This window comes from Peribacillus sp. B-H-3, assembly GCF_048572925.1.
Lineage (GTDB): Bacteria > Bacillota > Bacilli > Bacillales > DSM-1321 > Peribacillus.
In genome coordinates this window covers 2,066,188-2,083,518 of the sequence record NZ_CP183879.1, presented here as the reverse complement: position 1 = coordinate 2,083,518, position 17,331 = coordinate 2,066,188, and the positions used below count along the sequence as shown (strand labels likewise).

At 41.4% G+C, this 17,331-nt stretch carries 16 protein-coding genes; all 16 read right to left on the bottom strand.

The genetic code is table 11. The features are described 5' to 3' along the window. Nucleotides 1-94 precede the first annotated feature (94 nt). Nucleotides 95-1,795 carry a proline--tRNA ligase gene (locus ACN6MY_RS10320; RefSeq protein ID WP_419883857.1) on the bottom strand — a complete coding sequence of 567 codons (1,701 nt, stop codon included), beginning with the start codon at nt 1,793-1,795 and terminating at the stop codon, nt 95-97. A 243-nt stretch (nt 1,796-2,038) separates the two neighbouring features. Next, the gene (gene rseP, locus ACN6MY_RS10315; protein ID WP_419884131.1) at nt 2,039-3,295 is read right to left on the bottom strand and encodes an RIP metalloprotease RseP; all 1,257 of its coding nucleotides are present in this window, start codon (nt 3,293-3,295) and stop codon (nt 2,039-2,041) included. Between the two features lie 16 nt (nt 3,296-3,311). Continuing rightward, nucleotides 3,312-4,469, bottom strand: a complete 1,158-nt coding sequence (locus tag ACN6MY_RS10310; RefSeq protein WP_419883856.1) for a 1-deoxy-D-xylulose-5-phosphate reductoisomerase — start codon at nt 4,467-4,469, stop codon at nt 3,312-3,314. Between the two features lie 169 nt (nt 4,470-4,638). Next, nucleotides 4,639-5,436: a phosphatidate cytidylyltransferase gene (locus ACN6MY_RS10305; protein WP_419883855.1), complete on the bottom strand. Its 798-nt coding sequence runs from the start codon at nt 5,434-5,436 to the stop codon at nt 4,639-4,641. A gap of 26 nt (nt 5,437-5,462) precedes the next feature. Further along, nucleotides 5,463-6,236, bottom strand: a complete 774-nt coding sequence (locus ACN6MY_RS10300; protein WP_419883854.1) for an isoprenyl transferase — start codon at nt 6,234-6,236, stop codon at nt 5,463-5,465. Nucleotides 6,237-6,658: 422 nt separating this feature from the next. Continuing rightward, complete coding sequence (gene frr, locus ACN6MY_RS10295) at nt 6,659-7,216, bottom strand: ribosome recycling factor (protein ID WP_419883853.1); 558 nt, start codon at nt 7,214-7,216, stop codon at nt 6,659-6,661. 1 nt (nt 7,217) lies between these two features. Further along, nucleotides 7,218-7,940: a UMP kinase gene (gene pyrH / locus ACN6MY_RS10290; protein WP_071349531.1), complete on the bottom strand. Its 723-nt coding sequence runs from the start codon at nt 7,938-7,940 to the stop codon at nt 7,218-7,220. Nucleotides 7,941-8,065: 125 nt separating this feature from the next. Then, on the bottom strand, nt 8,066-8,950 hold the full coding sequence (gene tsf, locus ACN6MY_RS10285; RefSeq protein ID WP_090988198.1) for a translation elongation factor Ts: 885 nt from the start codon (nt 8,948-8,950) through the stop codon (nt 8,066-8,068). A 242-nt stretch (nt 8,951-9,192) separates the two neighbouring features. Beyond that, on the bottom strand, nt 9,193-9,906 hold the full coding sequence (gene rpsB / locus ACN6MY_RS10280; protein WP_071349529.1) for a 30S ribosomal protein S2: 714 nt from the start codon (nt 9,904-9,906) through the stop codon (nt 9,193-9,195). A gap of 158 nt (nt 9,907-10,064) precedes the next feature. Next, entirely contained in the window at nt 10,065-10,775 is a 711-nt protein-coding gene (locus tag ACN6MY_RS10275; RefSeq protein ID WP_419883852.1) for a hypothetical protein, read from the bottom strand. Between the two features lie 316 nt (nt 10,776-11,091). After that, nucleotides 11,092-11,853 (bottom strand): FliA/WhiG family RNA polymerase sigma factor, encoded by a 762-nt coding sequence (locus tag ACN6MY_RS10270; RefSeq protein ID WP_419883851.1) that lies wholly within the window; start codon nt 11,851-11,853, stop codon nt 11,092-11,094. 489 nt (nt 11,854-12,342) lie between these two features. Further along, entirely contained in the window at nt 12,343-12,840 is a 498-nt protein-coding gene (locus tag ACN6MY_RS10265; protein WP_419883850.1) for a chemotaxis protein CheD, read from the bottom strand. Further along, nucleotides 12,833-13,468, bottom strand: coding sequence for a chemotaxis protein CheC (locus ACN6MY_RS10260; protein WP_419883849.1), 636 nt, complete (start codon nt 13,466-13,468; stop codon nt 12,833-12,835). Before ACN6MY_RS10260 ends, ACN6MY_RS10265 begins: the two co-directional genes overlap by 8 nt. Before the next feature lie 2 nt (nt 13,469-13,470). After that, nucleotides 13,471-13,947: a chemotaxis protein CheW gene (locus tag ACN6MY_RS10255; protein ID WP_419883848.1), complete on the bottom strand. Its 477-nt coding sequence runs from the start codon at nt 13,945-13,947 to the stop codon at nt 13,471-13,473. Nucleotides 13,948-14,161: 214 nt separating this feature from the next. Then, complete coding sequence (locus tag ACN6MY_RS10250) at nt 14,162-16,213, bottom strand: chemotaxis protein CheW (RefSeq protein WP_419883847.1); 2,052 nt, start codon at nt 16,211-16,213, stop codon at nt 14,162-14,164. 19 nt (nt 16,214-16,232) lie between these two features. Continuing rightward, nucleotides 16,233-17,324 (bottom strand): protein-glutamate methylesterase/protein-glutamine glutaminase, encoded by a 1,092-nt coding sequence (locus ACN6MY_RS10245; RefSeq protein WP_419883846.1) that lies wholly within the window; start codon nt 17,322-17,324, stop codon nt 16,233-16,235. Nucleotides 17,325-17,331 lie beyond the last annotated feature (7 nt).

Below are 17,331 nucleotides of genomic sequence, written 5' to 3'. Positions count from 1 at the left end.
CAGATTATTTCAGGTAAAAGCAGAAGAAAAAGGCACACTCATTTAAGAATGATGCCTTTATATTTGTGCAGTTTTTAGTTTTGACCGGAGCTGGTCACGCCATAAGTTCCTGCAATTTAGCAGAGATCTCATCCAGCTTGAGCTCCAGGACTTCACCTGTTTTCCGGATTTTCATTTCAATGATACCTTCAGAGGCTTTTTTCCCGACCGTGATTCTGACAGGAACTCCTATCAGATCTGAATCGGCGAACTTGACTCCAGGCCGCTCCTGGCGGTCATCCATTAACACGTCAAAGCCCTCTTTTTTCAAGCTGGTGTAAATATCTCCAGCTAATTCTGATTGCGTGCTGTCCTTCATATTGACAGGGATTACGTGAACCTGGTAAGGAGCTAAATCTGCTGGCCAGACGAGTCCGCTTTCATCATTATACTGCTCGGCTACTGCTGCAAGAGTACGGGAAACTCCAATTCCATAGCAGCCCATGATCATTGGCTGTGAACGACCATTTTCATCAAGGAAGGCTGCTCCCATCGCTTCGCTGTATCTGGTACCAAGTTTAAAGACATGTCCAACTTCGATGCCTTTTGCGAACTTAATGATTCCATTGCCATCCGGTGATGCATCACCCTCCTGTATAAAGCGCAGATCTTCGTATCTTGATACAGTAAAATCACGGCCGGCGTTCACGTTTGTGAAATGGTAATCTTCTTCATTTGCACCGCATACAGCATTAGCCATGCTAATTACTGCCTGATCTGCAATAATTTCGATGTCTTTTGAAACAGAAACCGGACCTAATGAACCTGCAGAAGACCCGAGCAATTCCTTTGTCAATCCCGGATCAGCCAATTCAACAACCGAAGCAGAATATAAATTTTTCAGTTTAATATCATTTACTTCATGATCTCCTCTGACTAAAACGAGCACGAATTTGTCATCCACTTTAAAGAGCAGAGATTTGATGCATTTTTTTTGATCAAGCCCAAGGAATCCAGAAACTTCTTCAATCGTTTTCTGGCCGGGAGTATGCACTTTTTCCATCTCCGCCTGCGCTTCATCGCTTTGTTTATAATTGCCGGTTACAGGCGCCATTTCGATGTTTGCTGCATAATCTGAGCTATCGGAATAAGCAATTGTGTCTTCCCCGACATCTGAAAGAACCATGAATTCGTGAGTATCTTTACCGCCCATCGCGCCGGAATCAGCAATTACTGCACGGAAATCCAGTCCGCAGCGGCGGAATATTGCAGAATATGCATTGAATATTTTTTTATATACTTCATCGAGGCTTTCCTGGTTTGAATGAAAGGAGTATGCATCTTTCATGATGAACTCGCGTCCGCGCAGCAAACCAAAACGAGGTCTTTTTTCATCCCGGAATTTTGTCTGGATCTGATACAAGGTAAGCGGCAGCCTCTTATATGACTTCACTTCATCACGGATCAAGCTTGTGATAACTTCTTCATGTGTAGCCCCCAATGCAAATTCCCGGTCATTCCGGTCCCTTAAGCGCATTAATTCAGGACCGTATGTATACCACCTGCCCGACTCCTGCCAAAACTCAGCCTGCTGAAGCGCCGGCATAAGCAATTCAACGGCACCAGCCTCTTCCATTTCCTCTCTGACGATTGATTCAATTTTTTGAAGGACCTTTATTCCAAGAGGCATAAAACTGTAGACGCCGCTTGAATTTTGTCTCATATAGCCCGCTCTAAGCAGCAGCTGATGGCTTTTTATTTCTGCATCCGACGGAGTTTCCCTCAATGTCGGAATCAATGTATTACTTTGTTTCATGTTTCGTGCACTCCTCAATTGAAAAAATTATGATTCATTAAACAGTCATTTATTTCATTATTTCTAGTGTGAATATATTTGTGAATAAGCCCTATAGCTTTATCATCTTAAAAAGACCAAAAGCGCTATAAAATAGCGCTTAATAGCCCGCATATCTTTATATAGATTATACATGACGCCGTAAAGAGAAACCAAGCAATTTAGCAGAGTATTTATCTAATTATCTGAGCATGCACGTGAAAATTAAAGGAAAAATCTCTGGATATCATTCCAGGTGACCACAATCATCAGAAGCATCAGCAGTGCAAAGCCTATAAAATGCACCAGCCCTTCTTTCTGGCGGTCTATCGGTTTTCCTCTTAATGCTTCAACTAAGAAGAATAGCAAACGCCCGCCATCTAATGCCGGAAGCGGCAGAAGGTTCATGATCCCTAAATTGATGCTTAAAATTCCGCCCCACTTCATCAGGTTGAAAACACCTGATTTGGCCACTTCTTCTGTAGATTTGTATATTCCGACAGGGCCGGAAAGCATATCTATTTTAAAATGCCCGCTGACAAGCTTGCCCAGCATAAAGAAAATTTGCTTAGTCCATTCATAAGTTTCCGTAAAACCCAGTTTGAATGCTTTGACAGGAGACTTTTCAATAGGCGGATATACACCGATTACACCCATTTTCTGCCCGTCCCGTTCAACTTCTTTCGGGGTGACCGGAACCTCCAATGTCTTCCCATTCCGCTCAACAACGAACTCAATCTCTTTTCCCGGGTTTTTCTGAATGCTTTTTTGAACATCATTCCAGCTTGAAACTTCACTTCCGTCAATAGACTGTACTTCATCGCCTTGTTTTAGACCTGAGGAAATGGCCGTCCCATCCTTGGTTAATTCCCCGAGCTTAGCCTTATCGACAGCAACGCCTTGAAACAAACCAATAATCATAAAAATGACTATAGCCAGGATAAAGTTCATCATTGGTCCCGCAAATATGGTAATGGCACGGTTTCCAAGTGATTTGGAAGCAAACTGCCTGTTATAGGGAGCAATTTGATTTTCAATCCCATCTTCCACAATAACGGCTTCAGGATGCACGGGAAAAGTCTTCAGCTCTCCTTCGCTTTCCTCATAGCCGCTGATAAACAGCTTATGGTCAAGGTCCAGTGCCTCTACCTCTATGATATGAATATCTGAGTATTTATCTTTATTGTTTGTCACAATCTTTGAAACAAGATTTTCTTTATCAAAAATCAGGCCCACCCGAAAACCCGGTTTAATTTCTATATTTTCCGCATCTTCACCGGCCATTCTCACATATCCGCCAATCGGCAGCAGCCGAATGGTATATACCGTCTCGTTTCGCTTAAAAGTTAACACCTTTGGTCCAAACCCTATTGCGAACTCCCGGCATAAGATGCCTGCCCGCTTAGCAAAGTATAAGTGGCCAAGTTCATGAAAGAAGACGAGCGCCCCAAAAATTATTATGAAGGCAATTACGGTTTGCAGTGTTTGCACGTGAACATCACCTCGAAATTAATAGTTTTTTGACATATTGCCGTGTATGCAGGTCCACTTCCTGGATAATGGATAATTCCGGATTGTCGATTGTCTGGTGATTATTCAGCGCTTTTTCAATCAATTTCTCTATTTCAAGGAATGAAATATCTCCATTAAGAAAACGCGCCACTGCTTCTTCATTAGCTGCATTTAAAACAGTCGGCATTGTTCCGCCTATTTTACCTGCTTCATATGCAAATTGCAAACAAGGAAAACGCCCAAAATCCATCTCTTCAAAATGCAGCTTTCCGATGCTTGCAAGATCAAGCCTGTTTTTCGAGGCAAGCGGCAGCCTGTCCGGATAGGTGAGGGCATATTGTATCGGCACTCGCATATCTGGCGTGCCAAGCTGTGCAATCACACTTGAATCATGATATTCAACCATTGAATGGATAATGCTTTCTTTATGCAGCAGCACATCGATTTTTTCGTAGGGCAGACCGAAAAGCCAGTGCGCTTCTATTACTTCTAGCCCCTTATTCATCATTGTTGCAGAATCGATTGTGATCTTGGCGCCCATAGACCAGTTAGGATGATTCAGCGCATCCTCTACACTGACATCTTTAAGCTCTTCCCTTGTCCGGTCACGGAAACTGCCGCCTGAAGCGGTAATTATGAGACGTTCGATGTTTTTTTCTTTTTCGCCCTGCAGTGCCTGGAAAATGGCAGAGTGCTCACTGTCGACCGGAAGCAAGCTGACTCCTGCCTTACGAGCTTCCTCCATAACCAGGTGACCAGCTGTTACAAGTGTTTCTTTATTGGCAATCGCGATGTCTTTTTTTGCTTTGATGGCTTTAAGAGTCGGGGCTAAGCCTACACTGCCGATCACGGCATTCACAAGCACAGTCGCTTTTTCGTAAACAGCTGCTTCTTCTAGTCCAGTGTCACCATAAACAAACCTTATATCACCTGAGGGAAACTCTGTTTTAAGGGTTTCACAATCTTCTTTCGTTTGTACAGAAACCAACTCGGGTTTGAATTCATTGATGAATTTCCGTGTCAGGCATATATTTCTGCCTGCAGACATCGACACTATCCGAAACTGATTGGAATGTGAACGCACGACATCCGCGGTCTGCTTCCCAATCGAACCTGTTGCACCTAAAAGACTAATATATTTCATGTGTATTCAACTCCAATTTGCTTGCAGCTTTTAAACCATTAAACTCCAAGGGCTTTTTTAAAATGTTACTGTTAGGCTTGCCTGCTGTTTCCGCATTAAGTTTAAGAATCCCAGGGACAGATTCAGTCTAAAGGGCTCTATACAGGGCAGCAATGTCCCTGAAAAGACTTTAAAATAAATTCAGTATCTGGAGGATTGGCAAAATAAAAATTAAACTGTCAAGCCTGTCCAATATTCCACCATGGCCCGGCAGCAGCCTTCCTGAATCCTTTACGCCATAATGCCTTTTATACGCTGATTGAACAAGATCTCCCAATTGGCCAAAAACTGATATAAGAATGCTAATCAGCAGTAATTTAACAGCCGAGTGTTCGAGATCAGAAAAGAAGTAAAATAAAATGGCGACAATCAAGGCACAGACAATTCCGCCTATAAATCCCTCAATGGTCTTATTGGGGCTGATTTCCGGCCACAGCTTGCGTTTGCCCATTGCCTTTCCAAAAAAGTAGGCGCCAGAATCAGTCGCCCAGATGGTAAAAAGGGCATAAAATAAGTAATACAGTCCGTCTGTGCCCTCCTGCCGGGTCTCAAACATATAATAAAAGCCCATACCTACATAAAGGACAGAAATGGACAGAAATCCAGCATCATCAAAAGTAAATGAATTCTTCGTCACAACAGTATATATCAGGTAAATCAGCACACCCAAAAGGAAAATCTGAAGCTTATGCTGATAAATATAACCAAACATTCCCCCGTGCTGTTCTGGCACCAGCGCTGCCCATAATAAAATAAATGACAGCAGGGATGAAAAAGAACTTAATGGCATCTTTTTCATTTTCAGCAATTCATACAAACCAATTGTCGCCATCAGGTAAATCAACAGTAAAAATGGCAGGTTCCCCAATATAACCAAGGGGATAAATATGGCTGCAGCAATAACAGCCGTAATAATACGTTGTTTCATTAGTTCAATTTTCCTCGCCTTCTAAATTAGACACCGCCAAACCTTCTTGACCGTTTCTGGTAGACTTCCACGGCCTCGAGCAGGTCCTCTTCCTTAAAATCAGGCCATAATACATCAGTAAACCAGAATTCGGAATAAGCAAGCTGCCATAACATGAAGTTGCTTAGCCTTATCTCTCCGCTTGTACGTATCAGCAGGTCCGGATCCTGCAAATTGCCTGTCATTAAATAACTGGAGAAATCCTCTTCAGTAATATCACCATTTAATAATCCGCTTTTTTTGTCATCAATGATTTTCTTCACTGCCCCGAGGATTTCCGAACGGCTTCCATAATTCAATGCGAAATTTAAAATCAGACCGGTATTATGTTTTGTTTTCTCCATTGCCGTTTCAACTGCCCTTATTGTATGCGGAGGAAGGTACGACTTATCCCCAATCATCTCCACTTTAACATTTTCAGATACAAGTTCAGGCAAAAATGATCCTAAAAATTCTTCCGGCAGTTTCATCAGGAACTCCACTTCACTTTTAGGTCGTTTCCAGTTTTCCGTAGAAAACGCATAAACAGTCAATGTTCCAATACCCAGCTTATTGGCAAGCCTCGTAATTCTTCTTACCACTTTCATTCCTTCATGATGCCCCGCTACTCTAGGAAGAGCGCGTTTTTTCGCCCAGCGGCCATTCCCATCCATAATAATCGCAATATGGAAGGGCACCGCATTTTTTTTTATATCCTGAATCCTTTTATTCAGATCCGAAGAAGCATCTTTATTGAACAAACGCTTCCATAATGAATACATACTTTTGTCCCCCATCAGGTTGTACTCTATCTTTTATTTTAAAAAATTTTCGCCTGTATGACTGAAAATCATGCAAGGCCTCCTCAATTCCTATGTATAGCAAAGAATCAATCCTATCATAACAAAAAACAGACGCTTCTCCTATTATTATTATGAAAAATTGAGTAAGATAGACGGTTTTAAAGACAAGGGTAAAAAATTATATCCCTGAAATCTGGTTATGTCTGTTAAAAATACTGCCAAAAAGCCTTGTCTGCAGTAAAAAAAGGGGCTGCCATATGGAGATTTGTGCGAAAAAGTCAAAACTCAGGCAGATTGAATAACTAATAACAGACATTAATTATTCACGCATAAGTGCTAAGACTCCACAAAACTCACTGATGGCCGGCCCCTTTTTACTGTTAACAAGTATTACAAATTCGTTATACTTCCAGGATTTCTTTTTCTTTATCTTTTGTAATATCCTCAATTTTGCTGATATGGCTGTCTGTCATCTTTTGGATATCATCTGAATAGCCTCTTAAATCATCTTCAGTTATTTCGCCATTCTTCTCAAGCTTTTTCAAATCATCATTTGAATCGCGGCGAATATTCCGGATGGCAATTTTTGCTTCTTCCGATTCTTTTCTGACAACCTTTACAAGTTCCTTGCGGCGCTCTTCTGTTAAAGCAGGAATTGCAATTCTAATGATAGAGCCGTCATTTGATGGATTCAGGCCTAAGTCTGATTTCAGAATCGCTTTTTCAATATCGCCAAGGATGGTTTTATCATATGGCTGAATGACTAAAAGGCGCGCTTCAGGAACGGATACTCCGGCAACCTGATTGATTGGAGTAGGCGCACCGTAATAATCCACAGTTATTTTATCCAGCAGGGATGAACTTGCCCTGCCAGCACGGATGCTTGCCAATTCCCTTGAATATGAACTGATTGCTTTTTCCATTCTCGACTTTGAATTTTCCAGAATTTGTTTTGGCATTTTATTTCCCCCTGACTATAGTTCCAAGCGTTTCGCCTAAAACTGCTTTTTTAATATTGCCCTTTTCCATAAGCGAAAATACAATTAATGGAATATCATTATCCATGCACAGTGAAGATGCAGTAGAATCCATAACTTCCAATCCTTCTTTAAGCACATCCAAATAAGAAAGCTCATCATACTTAACAGCATCTTTATCTTTTACTGGATCTGCATTATAAACACCGTCGACATTGTTTTTAGCCATCAGAATTACGTCTGCTTCAATTTCAGCTGCACGCAAAGCTGCGGTAGTGTCTGTAGAGAAGTAAGGATTTCCTGTACCGGCCGCAAAAATAACGACCCGATTTTTCTCAAGATGTCTGATTGCACGGCGTCTGATATAAGGTTCTGCCACTTGTCTCATCTCTATTGAAGTTTGAACGCGTGTTTCAATACCAAGCTGCTCAAGGCTATCCTGCAGGGCCAAGGAATTCATAACGGTAGCAAGCATTCCCATATAGTCCGCATTGGCCCGGTCCATGCCCATTTCGCTTCCAATTTTGCCGCGCCAGATGTTTCCGCCCCCTACTACGACAGCAACTTCCACATCCAAAAGTGCAACTTCTTTAACTTGTTCAGCTATAGATTTAATTATTGAAGGATTGATGCCAAAGCCTTCTTCACCGGCTAATGCTTCACCGCTTAGTTTTAATACGACACGTTTATATTTCGCGCTGCTCATGAGAACCTCCAACTATGTAATCTTGAATTCATCTTGTTTTCCAATTCAACTCTCAGGTATTCATAATGGTTCAAAAATAGGGAACACAATTGTGCTCCCTATTTATCATTTCAGATGTTTTTAAATTAGTCTTTTTTAACTTGGCTCATTACTTCTTCAGCAAAGTTATCTTGACGCTTTTCGATTCCTTCTCCAACTTCGTAGCGGACAAAGCTCTTTACAGCAGCGCCTTTTGATTTTACAAATTCGCCAACCTTTTGGTCAGGGTTTTTAACGAAAGACTGATCCACAACACAAATTTCTTCATAGAATTTGCCGATGCGCCCTTCAACCATTTTAGCAACGATTTTTTCTGGTTTTCCTTCATTTAATGCCTGCTGAGTAAGAACTTCGCGCTCGCGTTCGATTTCAGTAGAATCAACTTGGTCACGGGACACATATTTAGGTCTTAATGCAGCGATATGCATGGAAACATCTTTAGCAGCATCAGAGTCAGTTGTTCCTTCAAGAACAGTCAATACTCCGATTCTTCCGCCCATATGCAAGTAAGCGCCGAAAGCGTCATTGTCGCCCTTAGCTACTACTTCAAAACGGCGCAGGTTTAATCTTTCACCAATTTTTGCAACTGCAGCATTGATATGGTCAGCAACGGTAGCTCCATTATCCATTGTCTGCTCAAGAGCTTCTTCAACAGTGGCTGGTTTCTTTGCAAGCAAATGCTGAGCAAGTTCTTTAACAAGAACCTGGAAGCCTTCATTTTTTGCAACGAAGTCTGTTTCGGAGTTCACTTCAAGGATAACTGCTTCATTTCCTTCTGTAACGATGTAAGCAGATCCTTCTGCAGCGATACGGTCAGATTTGTTAGCTGCTTTCGCAATGCCTTTTTCACGAAGGAAATCGATTGCTTTTTCCATGTCTCCTTCTGTTGCCTGTAAAGCTTTTTTGCAGTCCATCATGCCTGCGCCTGTTTTTTCACGCAATTCTTTAACTTGCTGTGCAGTGATTGCCATTGATAATATCCTCCTCATAATTGTATGTATTGGTTTTTTGTATTCTGTTTTCATTGTGACAGAATATTGCCGGCTTTTCCAATTGGATCCCGGAAAAGATTATTTTTCCATGCCTGCGGGCAAAAACATGCCCAAGCGCCGCGAATACTGAAGTGCCTATGGCATTTTTCAGTATCCCGCTTGGAAAATTTCAAAAAAAAGTGATAAAAGGCATTATCCTCTTATCACCTTTTCGCTAAGCATTAAGCAGTTGTTGTTTCAGTAGCTGTTTCTTCGCCTTGTTTAGCTTCCAAAATAGCATCAGCCATTTTGCCAGTTAACAATTTGACAGCACGGATTGCATCATCATTTGCAGGAATAACATGATCGATTTCATCTGGATCACAGTTTGTATCAACAATTCCAACAAGAGGAATGTTCAATTTATGTGCTTCAGCAACCGCAATGCGCTCTTTGCGTGGATCAATGATGAAGATTGCATCTGGAATGCCCTTCATATCTTTAATTCCGCCTAAGAATTTTTCAAGGCGTTCTAATTCTTTTTTAAGTTGGATAACTTCTTTTTTAGGAAGCACTTCGAAAGTTCCGTTTTCTTCCATCTTTTCGATATCTTTAAGACGGGCAATACGCTTTTGGATTGTTTCAAAGTTTGTTAAAGTTCCGCCTAACCAGCGCTGGTTCACATAGTACATGCCAGAACGGATTGCTTCTTCCTTAACTGATTCCTGAGCTTGCTTTTTAGTTCCGACGAAAAGGATTGTTCCGCCATTAGCTGCTACTTCTTTAACGAAGTTGTATGCTTCTTCAACCTTTTTAACTGTTTTTTGAAGGTCGATGATGTAGATGCCGTTACGCTCAGTGAAGATATACTTCTTCATTTTCGGGTTCCAGCGACGTGTTTGGTGTCCGAAATGCACACCAGCTTCAAGCAATTGTTTCATAGAAATGACTGACATTATAGTTCCTCCTAAATGGTTTTGTTTTTCCTCCGTCCCGATCATTTTCATACAGAAACTGTCAAACAGCACCATCTGCATGAATCACGAAAACGTGTGTATTAACACCAAAACATAATATAGCATAACCTCGTGACACAATCAAGCCATTTCATCCATTATGTCCTAAATTTTAATAAAAGTTCGATTTCAGTTTTTCCTTTTTTCAGTTTCCGGGCAATATCATCTGTATCCATTCCAGATGTATAAAGAGCAAACACTTCATCGGACAATGTTGGCTGTACTTCATTCTTTCCAGCCAGCTTTGAAAGGAGTTCATCTTTAAAGCTGTTTGTCTCCGCAGAAACAGCAGGAGGCCTACTATCCAGTGAATTTCCTTGTTCCATTGAAACTGCAGGATTTTCAATTCCTTCTATTTCTAATATATCTTCAGGGCCGGCTTGCGGGATGGCATCATCCTGATCTTCCATCCTGCCCTTTTGCGGATTATTTTTATACGCTCTAAGAGCTTTCTTTTTATGAATATTGCCTCCCTTAATTTTTAAGGCTGCAGGCATATCTGGCTCTAAGAGGGGGCTCTCGTCTGGTGCTGTTTTTCCCTTTATACCGGCTTTGGCTTTTTTATCCTCAGCAGAGCCGGCAGGTATTTCCCCGCTTTGACTTTTTTTATTAAAGCTATGTAAAAACGCCTCATTTTCTTCTTTCACTTCCATTAAATAAGCGGATAATAAATTTTCCATTTCTTCCATCGTATTTGCATGCTTCTTTTCTGCATGCATGAGGCGGTTTTGTCTTAAAAATAAAATAATGACTGCGAAAATGGTAACGATATTCAATAAAAATAGCAAAAAAATAAAAAACACAAGCATATAATCCCTCTTATCCGCTGTAATCTATACTTCTTCCTTTGATGGTGCGTGGAACGAACAGACTTTAAAGGCCACGGACTATCGGGATGACTTTCTCACAGGGTGAAGCCGTATTTCCCTTCCGCCTATTTTACATCGCCTTCCTTTTGATTTCCGGCTGTTCCTGCAGCTTGGCCTGCATCCAGGGACGCCCGGAAGAGCTTTTTGAGTCATAGATTTACTCACCTTGTCCAGCGAGCTTACTTATAAGCATCAGCAGAATCATAGTTCTGCAGGCTTTCAGTTTGATGGCACTATCTATATTAGCTTAAATTCATTATTTAATATCCTTCATCGTCGCCCTCAGCTTATAAATTGCCCTTGAATGAATTTGGGAGATTCTTGATGTTGATAAATTCATGACTTGTCCTATTTCTGTCAATGTAAGTTCCTCTTTGTAAAAAAGCTGCAGAACCAGCTGTTCTTTCTCATTAAGAGACTCAATGACTTTGGCAAGTTCACTGTAGAGTTCCTGCTTCATCAGATTTTCCTCAGGCAGCAGCGCCTTATCATCTTTAATATGAAAATGGCTTTCTTTTTCTTCCTGCTCTTGAGGATTTTCATCCATTGATAATACATTGGCAAAAAAGTTCTCGTTTAAGGCTGTATAGACCTCATCTTCTGTGATATTCAAACTGCAGGCAATTTCTTTTGGAGTTGCATTTCTCATGAGCGTTTGTTCCAGTTTTTCTGCGGCTGCTTCAATTTTTTTCGCTTTATCGCGAGCGCTTCTGGACAGCCAATCCTCTTTGCGGAGACCATCAAGAATGGCCCCTCTTATCCGAAATGATGCATATGTGTCGAATTTCAGATCCCTGTTTGGATCAAAACGCTCCAAAGCATCAAAAAGACCCATCATCCCAAGACTTCTAATGTCATCACGGCTGACACTTTTAGGCAAGCTGACAGATATCCTCTGAACGTGAAATGAAACCAAAGGGAGGTATTTTTTCACCAGCTGATCCCCAGCATCAGGGTCATGGCTCTCGATCCAATTTTTCCAGTGTATTTGCTCTTCTAGGGTAGACAATTGAGACATCGGACTCCTCCTAACGCTGTATGCATAATGGTAAAAAAATGATTTGAACTGATATTTTGCTTCTCCATTATCTGGGATGCCGAAATGCCAGGTCCGAACAAAAATGTTTCAATATAACTATTATAACAAAAACAGAGAATCAGTCATATAACCTGTATACCCTACCAATGGTCTATATTTTCAAAAAAACCGCAGGGCATAGCTCCAATTCATGCATAATTTTGGACTGCAGGCCATTTCTTTTCCTTCGGAGCCTAAACAGATTAAAGGATGAAAGTGCCGGCACCTTTCTTAATGCTCCCGAAAATGTCTTAAAAAACCTTCCTCCTTTTGTATAGGCCGATAATTGGCCAGAAAAAAAACAGCAAAGCTGCACTCTGCTGAATTTCTTATTTTCTTATGTATGAGCGTTTAAAACCCATTATCATGGACGAAGAATGAATCAGTTAAATCAGCTTGGATCGGCATCGTTATTCCTTGTAGCAACCGCTAAATATTTTTCGCAGCTTTATTTACCGTGCGTATATTCAGCATGCTTGTTTTGGGATTGAATTCAATGGTCCGCCCGCAGCTTCCCCCGATATCTTCTGAAATCAGCTGGATGCCCAGTGACTGCAGCTCATGCTTTACTGCCTCGACGTTTCTCGGTCCGATGCGCATTAAATCTTTGCCTGATGTGAATTGAAACATTTGTGCCCCTCCCGCCATTTTCGCTTTTAAAAACGGCTCCCTTGCTCCTGCCTCAATAAGTCTTTGTACAAGCTCAACAATAGCCGTATCAGCAAATTTGGCAACATTGATCTGACCGGCCTTTGACAAAGAAGAATGAGGCAGCATGACATGAGCCAAACCTGCAATCTCCTTTAAAGGGTCATAAATGACAACTCCAACACATGAGCCAAGCCCGGAAGTACGGATTACTTCCGCGGTCCTTGCGATCCCCATGTCTGCGATTCCAACTTTAATAATCATTGCTGCATCAGTCATGATGACCAGCCCCCAAGGAAGCAAAAATGGTTTCAAAAGCATCCGAATCAGGAAGGAACAAAAAATGGCCATTAACATATTCATTGGAAGTTTCTGCTTCATGAAGAGCTGTATCGATGGCAATGACATAATCGCTTGACTGGGAAATTTCCAAAATCCCGCAGCCAATCTGGGCGCCAGCCATATCTATGCATAGCTCAGGTACTGTAGGATAAAGATCCAATCCAGTAAAATTTGACAGGGCAGACAGATAGGAGCCTGACAGAATATTGCCAGCCTCTTGAAGAGCTGAAAGACCCAGATCTGAAAATGGATCAGAACAAAGGTCTCCATGTTCTTTGGTCATTTGCCGGATAAAGTATTCAGCCTGGCCAAGCGGAAGCACAAAAAATATGCTTCCATGTGCATCTCCCTCGATTCTGAGAAAGACACTGGCTACAACGGCCTCTGCTCCGCCTGATAATTCCATCGTTTCTGCCAGTGAGAGTATCCTTACCTGCGGAACCTTCATTTCTATCTTTTTATCCAGCAGTGCAGAAAGGGAGGTTGCCGCATTCCCTGCACCAATATTTCCTATTTCTTTCAAAATATCAAGATGCAGAGCCGTAATGTTTTCAATAAATGACATGACTATCCTTCTTTTCCTGCTAAATCTGCATGTTCCTCAGGGTTAAGGATCTTTTCCATATTCAAAAGAATCAGAAGCCTCTTTTCAATTTTTGCCACTCCGCTAATATATTCAGCTTCAATTGCACCTACTACTTCAGGCGGCGGTTCTATGCTGTTTACCGGCACATCCAGCACATCATTGGCTGAATCTGTGATCAGTCCGATTTCAATATCACCCAGGGTAACAATGATAATTCTCGTCCTGTCTGTGTATGGACGTTCTTCAAGTCCAAATCTGGCACGCAAATCAATGATAGGAGTAATGACACCCCTTAGGTTAATAACACCCTTCACAAAAGGAACCGTTTTAGGGACACGTGTGATGTGCAGGACTTTTTCAATACCGCGGACATGGCTGACAGGTATTGCGTATTCTTTATCTTCAATTTGAAATACGATGATTTTAACATCTTCGGCTGCTGTAAGATTTGACAACATATAACCTCCTCATTTATGGACGGATTTTCATCCACCGGCCTCTGTATCAGATAGAAAAAATTCTCGTTCAACCACTCAGCCTTTTTTTATTCAACTTATTTTTTTGGCCGCTAAAGCGCATTGCTGATTGTGGATTATCTCGGCTCCTTCGGGATTTGCGTTGCCTGCGTCACTAAAATCCAGTGATGAAATCAGCAGGCAAGCTTAAAAGGGCTTATTTTATAAGAGCGTTGCAGTCGATAATCAATGCAACTTGACCATCTCCAAGTATAGTAGCACCGGAAATTGCGAAAACAGAAGTAAGATAATTGCCGAGTGTTTTTAACACAATTTCCTGCTGTCCAATAAATGTATCAACAACAAGTCCAGCCATTTTATCCCCTTTTCTGACAATCACAACTGAATAGAACTCTTCTTCTTCCATATACACAGGAACATCAAAGACATCTTTTAAGAAAAGAAGCGGCAGTACTTTCCCTCTGAAATCAATCACTTGCTGATTATGTGCATTCATAATATCTTCTTTTTTGATTATGGCTGTTTCTATAATTGAAGAAAGCGGGATCGCAAATTTTTCTTGTTGTATTTCAATCAGCATAACCGAGATGATGGATAGTGTAAGCGGCAGCTGAATCAGGAATGTAGAACCTTGTCCTGGTGAAGAATCAATAGATACAGAGCCTCCCAGCGATTCTATCTTATTTTTGACAACATCCAGACCAACTCCCCGGCCTGAAACATCGGATATGACTTCAGCTGTTGAAAAACCAGAAGCAAAAATAAGCTCATACACCTGTTTATCTGTTAATATAGCTGCATTTTGTTCAGAAATTATTCCATTGCTGATCGCTTTTTTAATAACCCGTTCTTTATTAATGCCAGCACCATCATCTTTAAGCTCGATGAAAACGTGGTTGCCGCTGTGAAACGCTTTAAGAATGACAGTACCTTCTTCACTTTTCCCTTGAGATTTTCGGATTTCGGGAGTTTCAATGCCATGATCTAGAGCATTTCTTATCAGATGAACAAGCGGATCTCCAATTTCGTCTATTACGGTCCGCTCAAGTTCTGTTTCAGAACCGATCACTTCAAGATTGATTTTTTTATTAAGATCCCGCGCCAGCTGCCGCACCATTTTGGGAAAACGGTTAAATACTGTTTCAACAGGAACCATACGCATATTTAAAATAATATTCTGGAGATCTCCTGTCACCCGTGACATTCTTTCTACCGTTTCATTTAATTCCTGGTTGTTTAGCTCTTTTGATATTTGTTCAAGCCTTCCCCTGTCTATAACCAGTTCTTCAAATAAATTCAGCAGAATATCCAGCCTTTCAATATTGACTCGGATTGTTTTAGATCCATGCTGTTTACCTTGAGTCTGTTTTTGTTTTTCGGGCTCTTGGACTTTGGCATCCCCTGTGTTTTCAGGAGCGTTCTCTAGGGATTGCTGCACTTGCTGATTTGGTTGTCTCTGAGTTTCTTTGCGCAATTCTTCAAGATCAATCGCATGGATTTCAACATGCTCAACCTCTGAAACCTTCATGACTTTCTTTTTAAGATCCTCTTTATTTTCTTTTGAAATTACAGTTACCGTGAATGAGTGATCAAATTGTTCCTCTTCTAATTGTTCAGCAGATGGATTGGATTGAATGACTTCGCCTATTTTCTCAAGAACCTCAAAAACCATGAATACCCTGGCTGCTTTTAATAGGCAATCTTCACGCAGGCTTATAGTAATTTCGTAATTGGAAAACCCCTGCTCCTGGGATTGCTGCAGCACAGTCAATTCAAACTCATCATACTCACTTTTGCTTAACGTTTCTTTTTCTGCAAGCATTAAACCTGCCGCCACTTCCCCGCTGGCAGATGCCGCTAAAGGAGACTGGCCGTCTTCTATCAATTGCAGTTTTTTGACAACGTCTGCAACATCCCGTTTACCGTCTCCTCCTTCAGCAATCGACATGACCATTGCTTCAAGGTCATCCACCGCCAAAAAAATCACATCGAATATTTCGGAGTTGAGGCTTATTTTCTGGTTTCGGATTCCATCCAGCACATTTTCCATTTTATGTGTCAAGTTAGCCAGGTCCTCGTATCCCATCGTTGCCGACATGCCTTTTAATGTGTGTGCTGAGCGGAAGATTTCATTAACGATCAATAAATCTTGTGGAGACTTCTCTAATTCGAGAAGCTGTTCACTGCATGTTTGCAGGTGCTCCTTGCTTTCTTCAATAAAAACTTCCAAATACTGATTCATATCCATAGAAATCCGCTCTCCTCAATTAGCAATAGCTGACTATCGCTTTTGCTATATTTTCAACATTCTCTACTGAATCGATTAAGTTCGTACTGATGGCTGCTTTTGGCATTCCAAAAACAATGGAGGTTTGCTGTGACTCAGCAATCGCCTTGACCATGCCATTTTCATTCATGCTGACAAGTCCTTTTGCACCGTCAGAGCCCATGCCTGTCATGATGACGGCAATTTTGGCATAATCCTGCAGCTCGCCTGCTGATTCAAACAAAACATCCACAGAAGGTCTATGGCCGTTTCTCTGCTCTGATTGTTCCAGTACTGCGGCAAGGCTTGTCCCAATTTTTTTCATTTTGAGATGAAAGCCTCCAGGAGCGATATATGCGGTGCCATTTTTAATGATCTCACCGTCTTCTGCTTCTTTGACTTCTATTTCGCAAAGTGAGTTAAGCCTTTTCGCGAGTGATTTGGTAAATCCGGGCGGCATATGCTGAACAATGATAATAGGAGACTCAATATTTTTAGGAATCCTTGTCAAAACTTCCTGAAGAGCCCTGGGTCCCCCCGTAGAAGTACCGATAACAATGATTTTTTTTCCTTCTTTCTCCCATAGTGATTGTTCCGGAACCATCTTTCGGACCAGAACTTTCTCCCTATATTCATTGCATGTAAGCACCCGTTTTTCAACATCATCTGTACTTTTCCGCAGATTCTGGATATTGGTTTTGCTAGCGGCCACTATCTTTTCAATTAAATCACTTTTGATTTTATGCAGATCAAGCGATATCATCCCGGAAGGCTTTGCAATAAAATCAAAGGCGCCGTTTTCCATCGCAGACAGGGTATTTTCAGCTCCAGCACTGGTAGAGCTTGAAAGCATGATAACTGGAACGGGGCATTCCGCCATAATCTGCTTAAGGGCGCACAGCCCATTCATAACCGGCATTTCAATGTCCATAGTTACGACATCAGGCTGATATTGTTTAATTTTTCTTATAGCATCTTTGCCGTTCCGGGCGATCCCGGTAATTTCAATTCTGCTGTCTTCATTCAAAAATTCGGAGATAAGCTTTCTCATAAAAGCGGAATCTTCTACAATTAAAACCTTAATTTTAGACATTATTAAG

What these genes read in the sequence shown, in the direction of transcription:
- ACN6MY_RS10320 (WP_419883857.1), bottom strand. Translation starts at nt 1,795, where the DNA reads ATGAAACAAAGTAATACATTGATTCCGACATTGAGGGAAACTCCGTCG.
- ACN6MY_RS10310 (WP_419883856.1), bottom strand. Translation starts at nt 4,469, where the DNA reads ATGAAATATATTAGTCTTTTAGGTGCAACAGGTTCGATTGGGAAGCAG.
- ACN6MY_RS10305 (WP_419883855.1), bottom strand. Translation starts at nt 5,436, where the DNA reads ATGAAACAACGTATTATTACGGCTGTTATTGCTGCAGCCATATTTATC.
- ACN6MY_RS10300 (WP_419883854.1), bottom strand. Translation starts at nt 6,236, where the DNA reads ATGTATTCATTATGGAAGCGTTTGTTCAATAAAGATGCTTCTTCGGAT.
- frr (WP_419883853.1), bottom strand. Translation starts at nt 7,216, where the DNA reads ATGCCAAAACAAATTCTGGAAAATTCAAAGTCGAGAATGGAAAAAGCA.
- pyrH (WP_071349531.1), bottom strand. Translation starts at nt 7,940, where the DNA reads ATGAGCAGCGCGAAATATAAACGTGTCGTATTAAAACTAAGCGGTGAA.
- tsf (WP_090988198.1), bottom strand. Translation starts at nt 8,950, where the DNA reads ATGGCAATCACTGCACAGCAAGTTAAAGAATTGCGTGAAAAAACAGGC.
- rpsB (WP_071349529.1), bottom strand. Translation starts at nt 9,906, where the DNA reads ATGTCAGTCATTTCTATGAAACAATTGCTTGAAGCTGGTGTGCATTTC.
- ACN6MY_RS10275 (WP_419883852.1), bottom strand. Translation starts at nt 10,775, where the DNA reads ATGCTTGTGTTTTTTATTTTTTTGCTATTTTTATTGAATATCGTTACC.
- ACN6MY_RS10270 (WP_419883851.1), bottom strand. Translation starts at nt 11,853, where the DNA reads ATGTCTCAATTGTCTACCCTAGAAGAGCAAATACACTGGAAAAATTGG.
- ACN6MY_RS10265 (WP_419883850.1), bottom strand. Translation starts at nt 12,840, where the DNA reads ATGACTGATGCAGCAATGATTATTAAAGTTGGAATCGCAGACATGGGG.
- ACN6MY_RS10260 (WP_419883849.1), bottom strand. Translation starts at nt 13,468, where the DNA reads ATGTCATTTATTGAAAACATTACGGCTCTGCATCTTGATATTTTGAAA.
- ACN6MY_RS10255 (WP_419883848.1), bottom strand. Translation starts at nt 13,947, where the DNA reads ATGTTGTCAAATCTTACAGCAGCCGAAGATGTTAAAATCATCGTATTT.
- ACN6MY_RS10250 (WP_419883847.1), bottom strand. Translation starts at nt 16,213, where the DNA reads ATGGATATGAATCAGTATTTGGAAGTTTTTATTGAAGAAAGCAAGGAG.
- ACN6MY_RS10245 (WP_419883846.1), bottom strand. Translation starts at nt 17,324, where the DNA reads ATGTCTAAAATTAAGGTTTTAATTGTAGAAGATTCCGCTTTTATGAGA.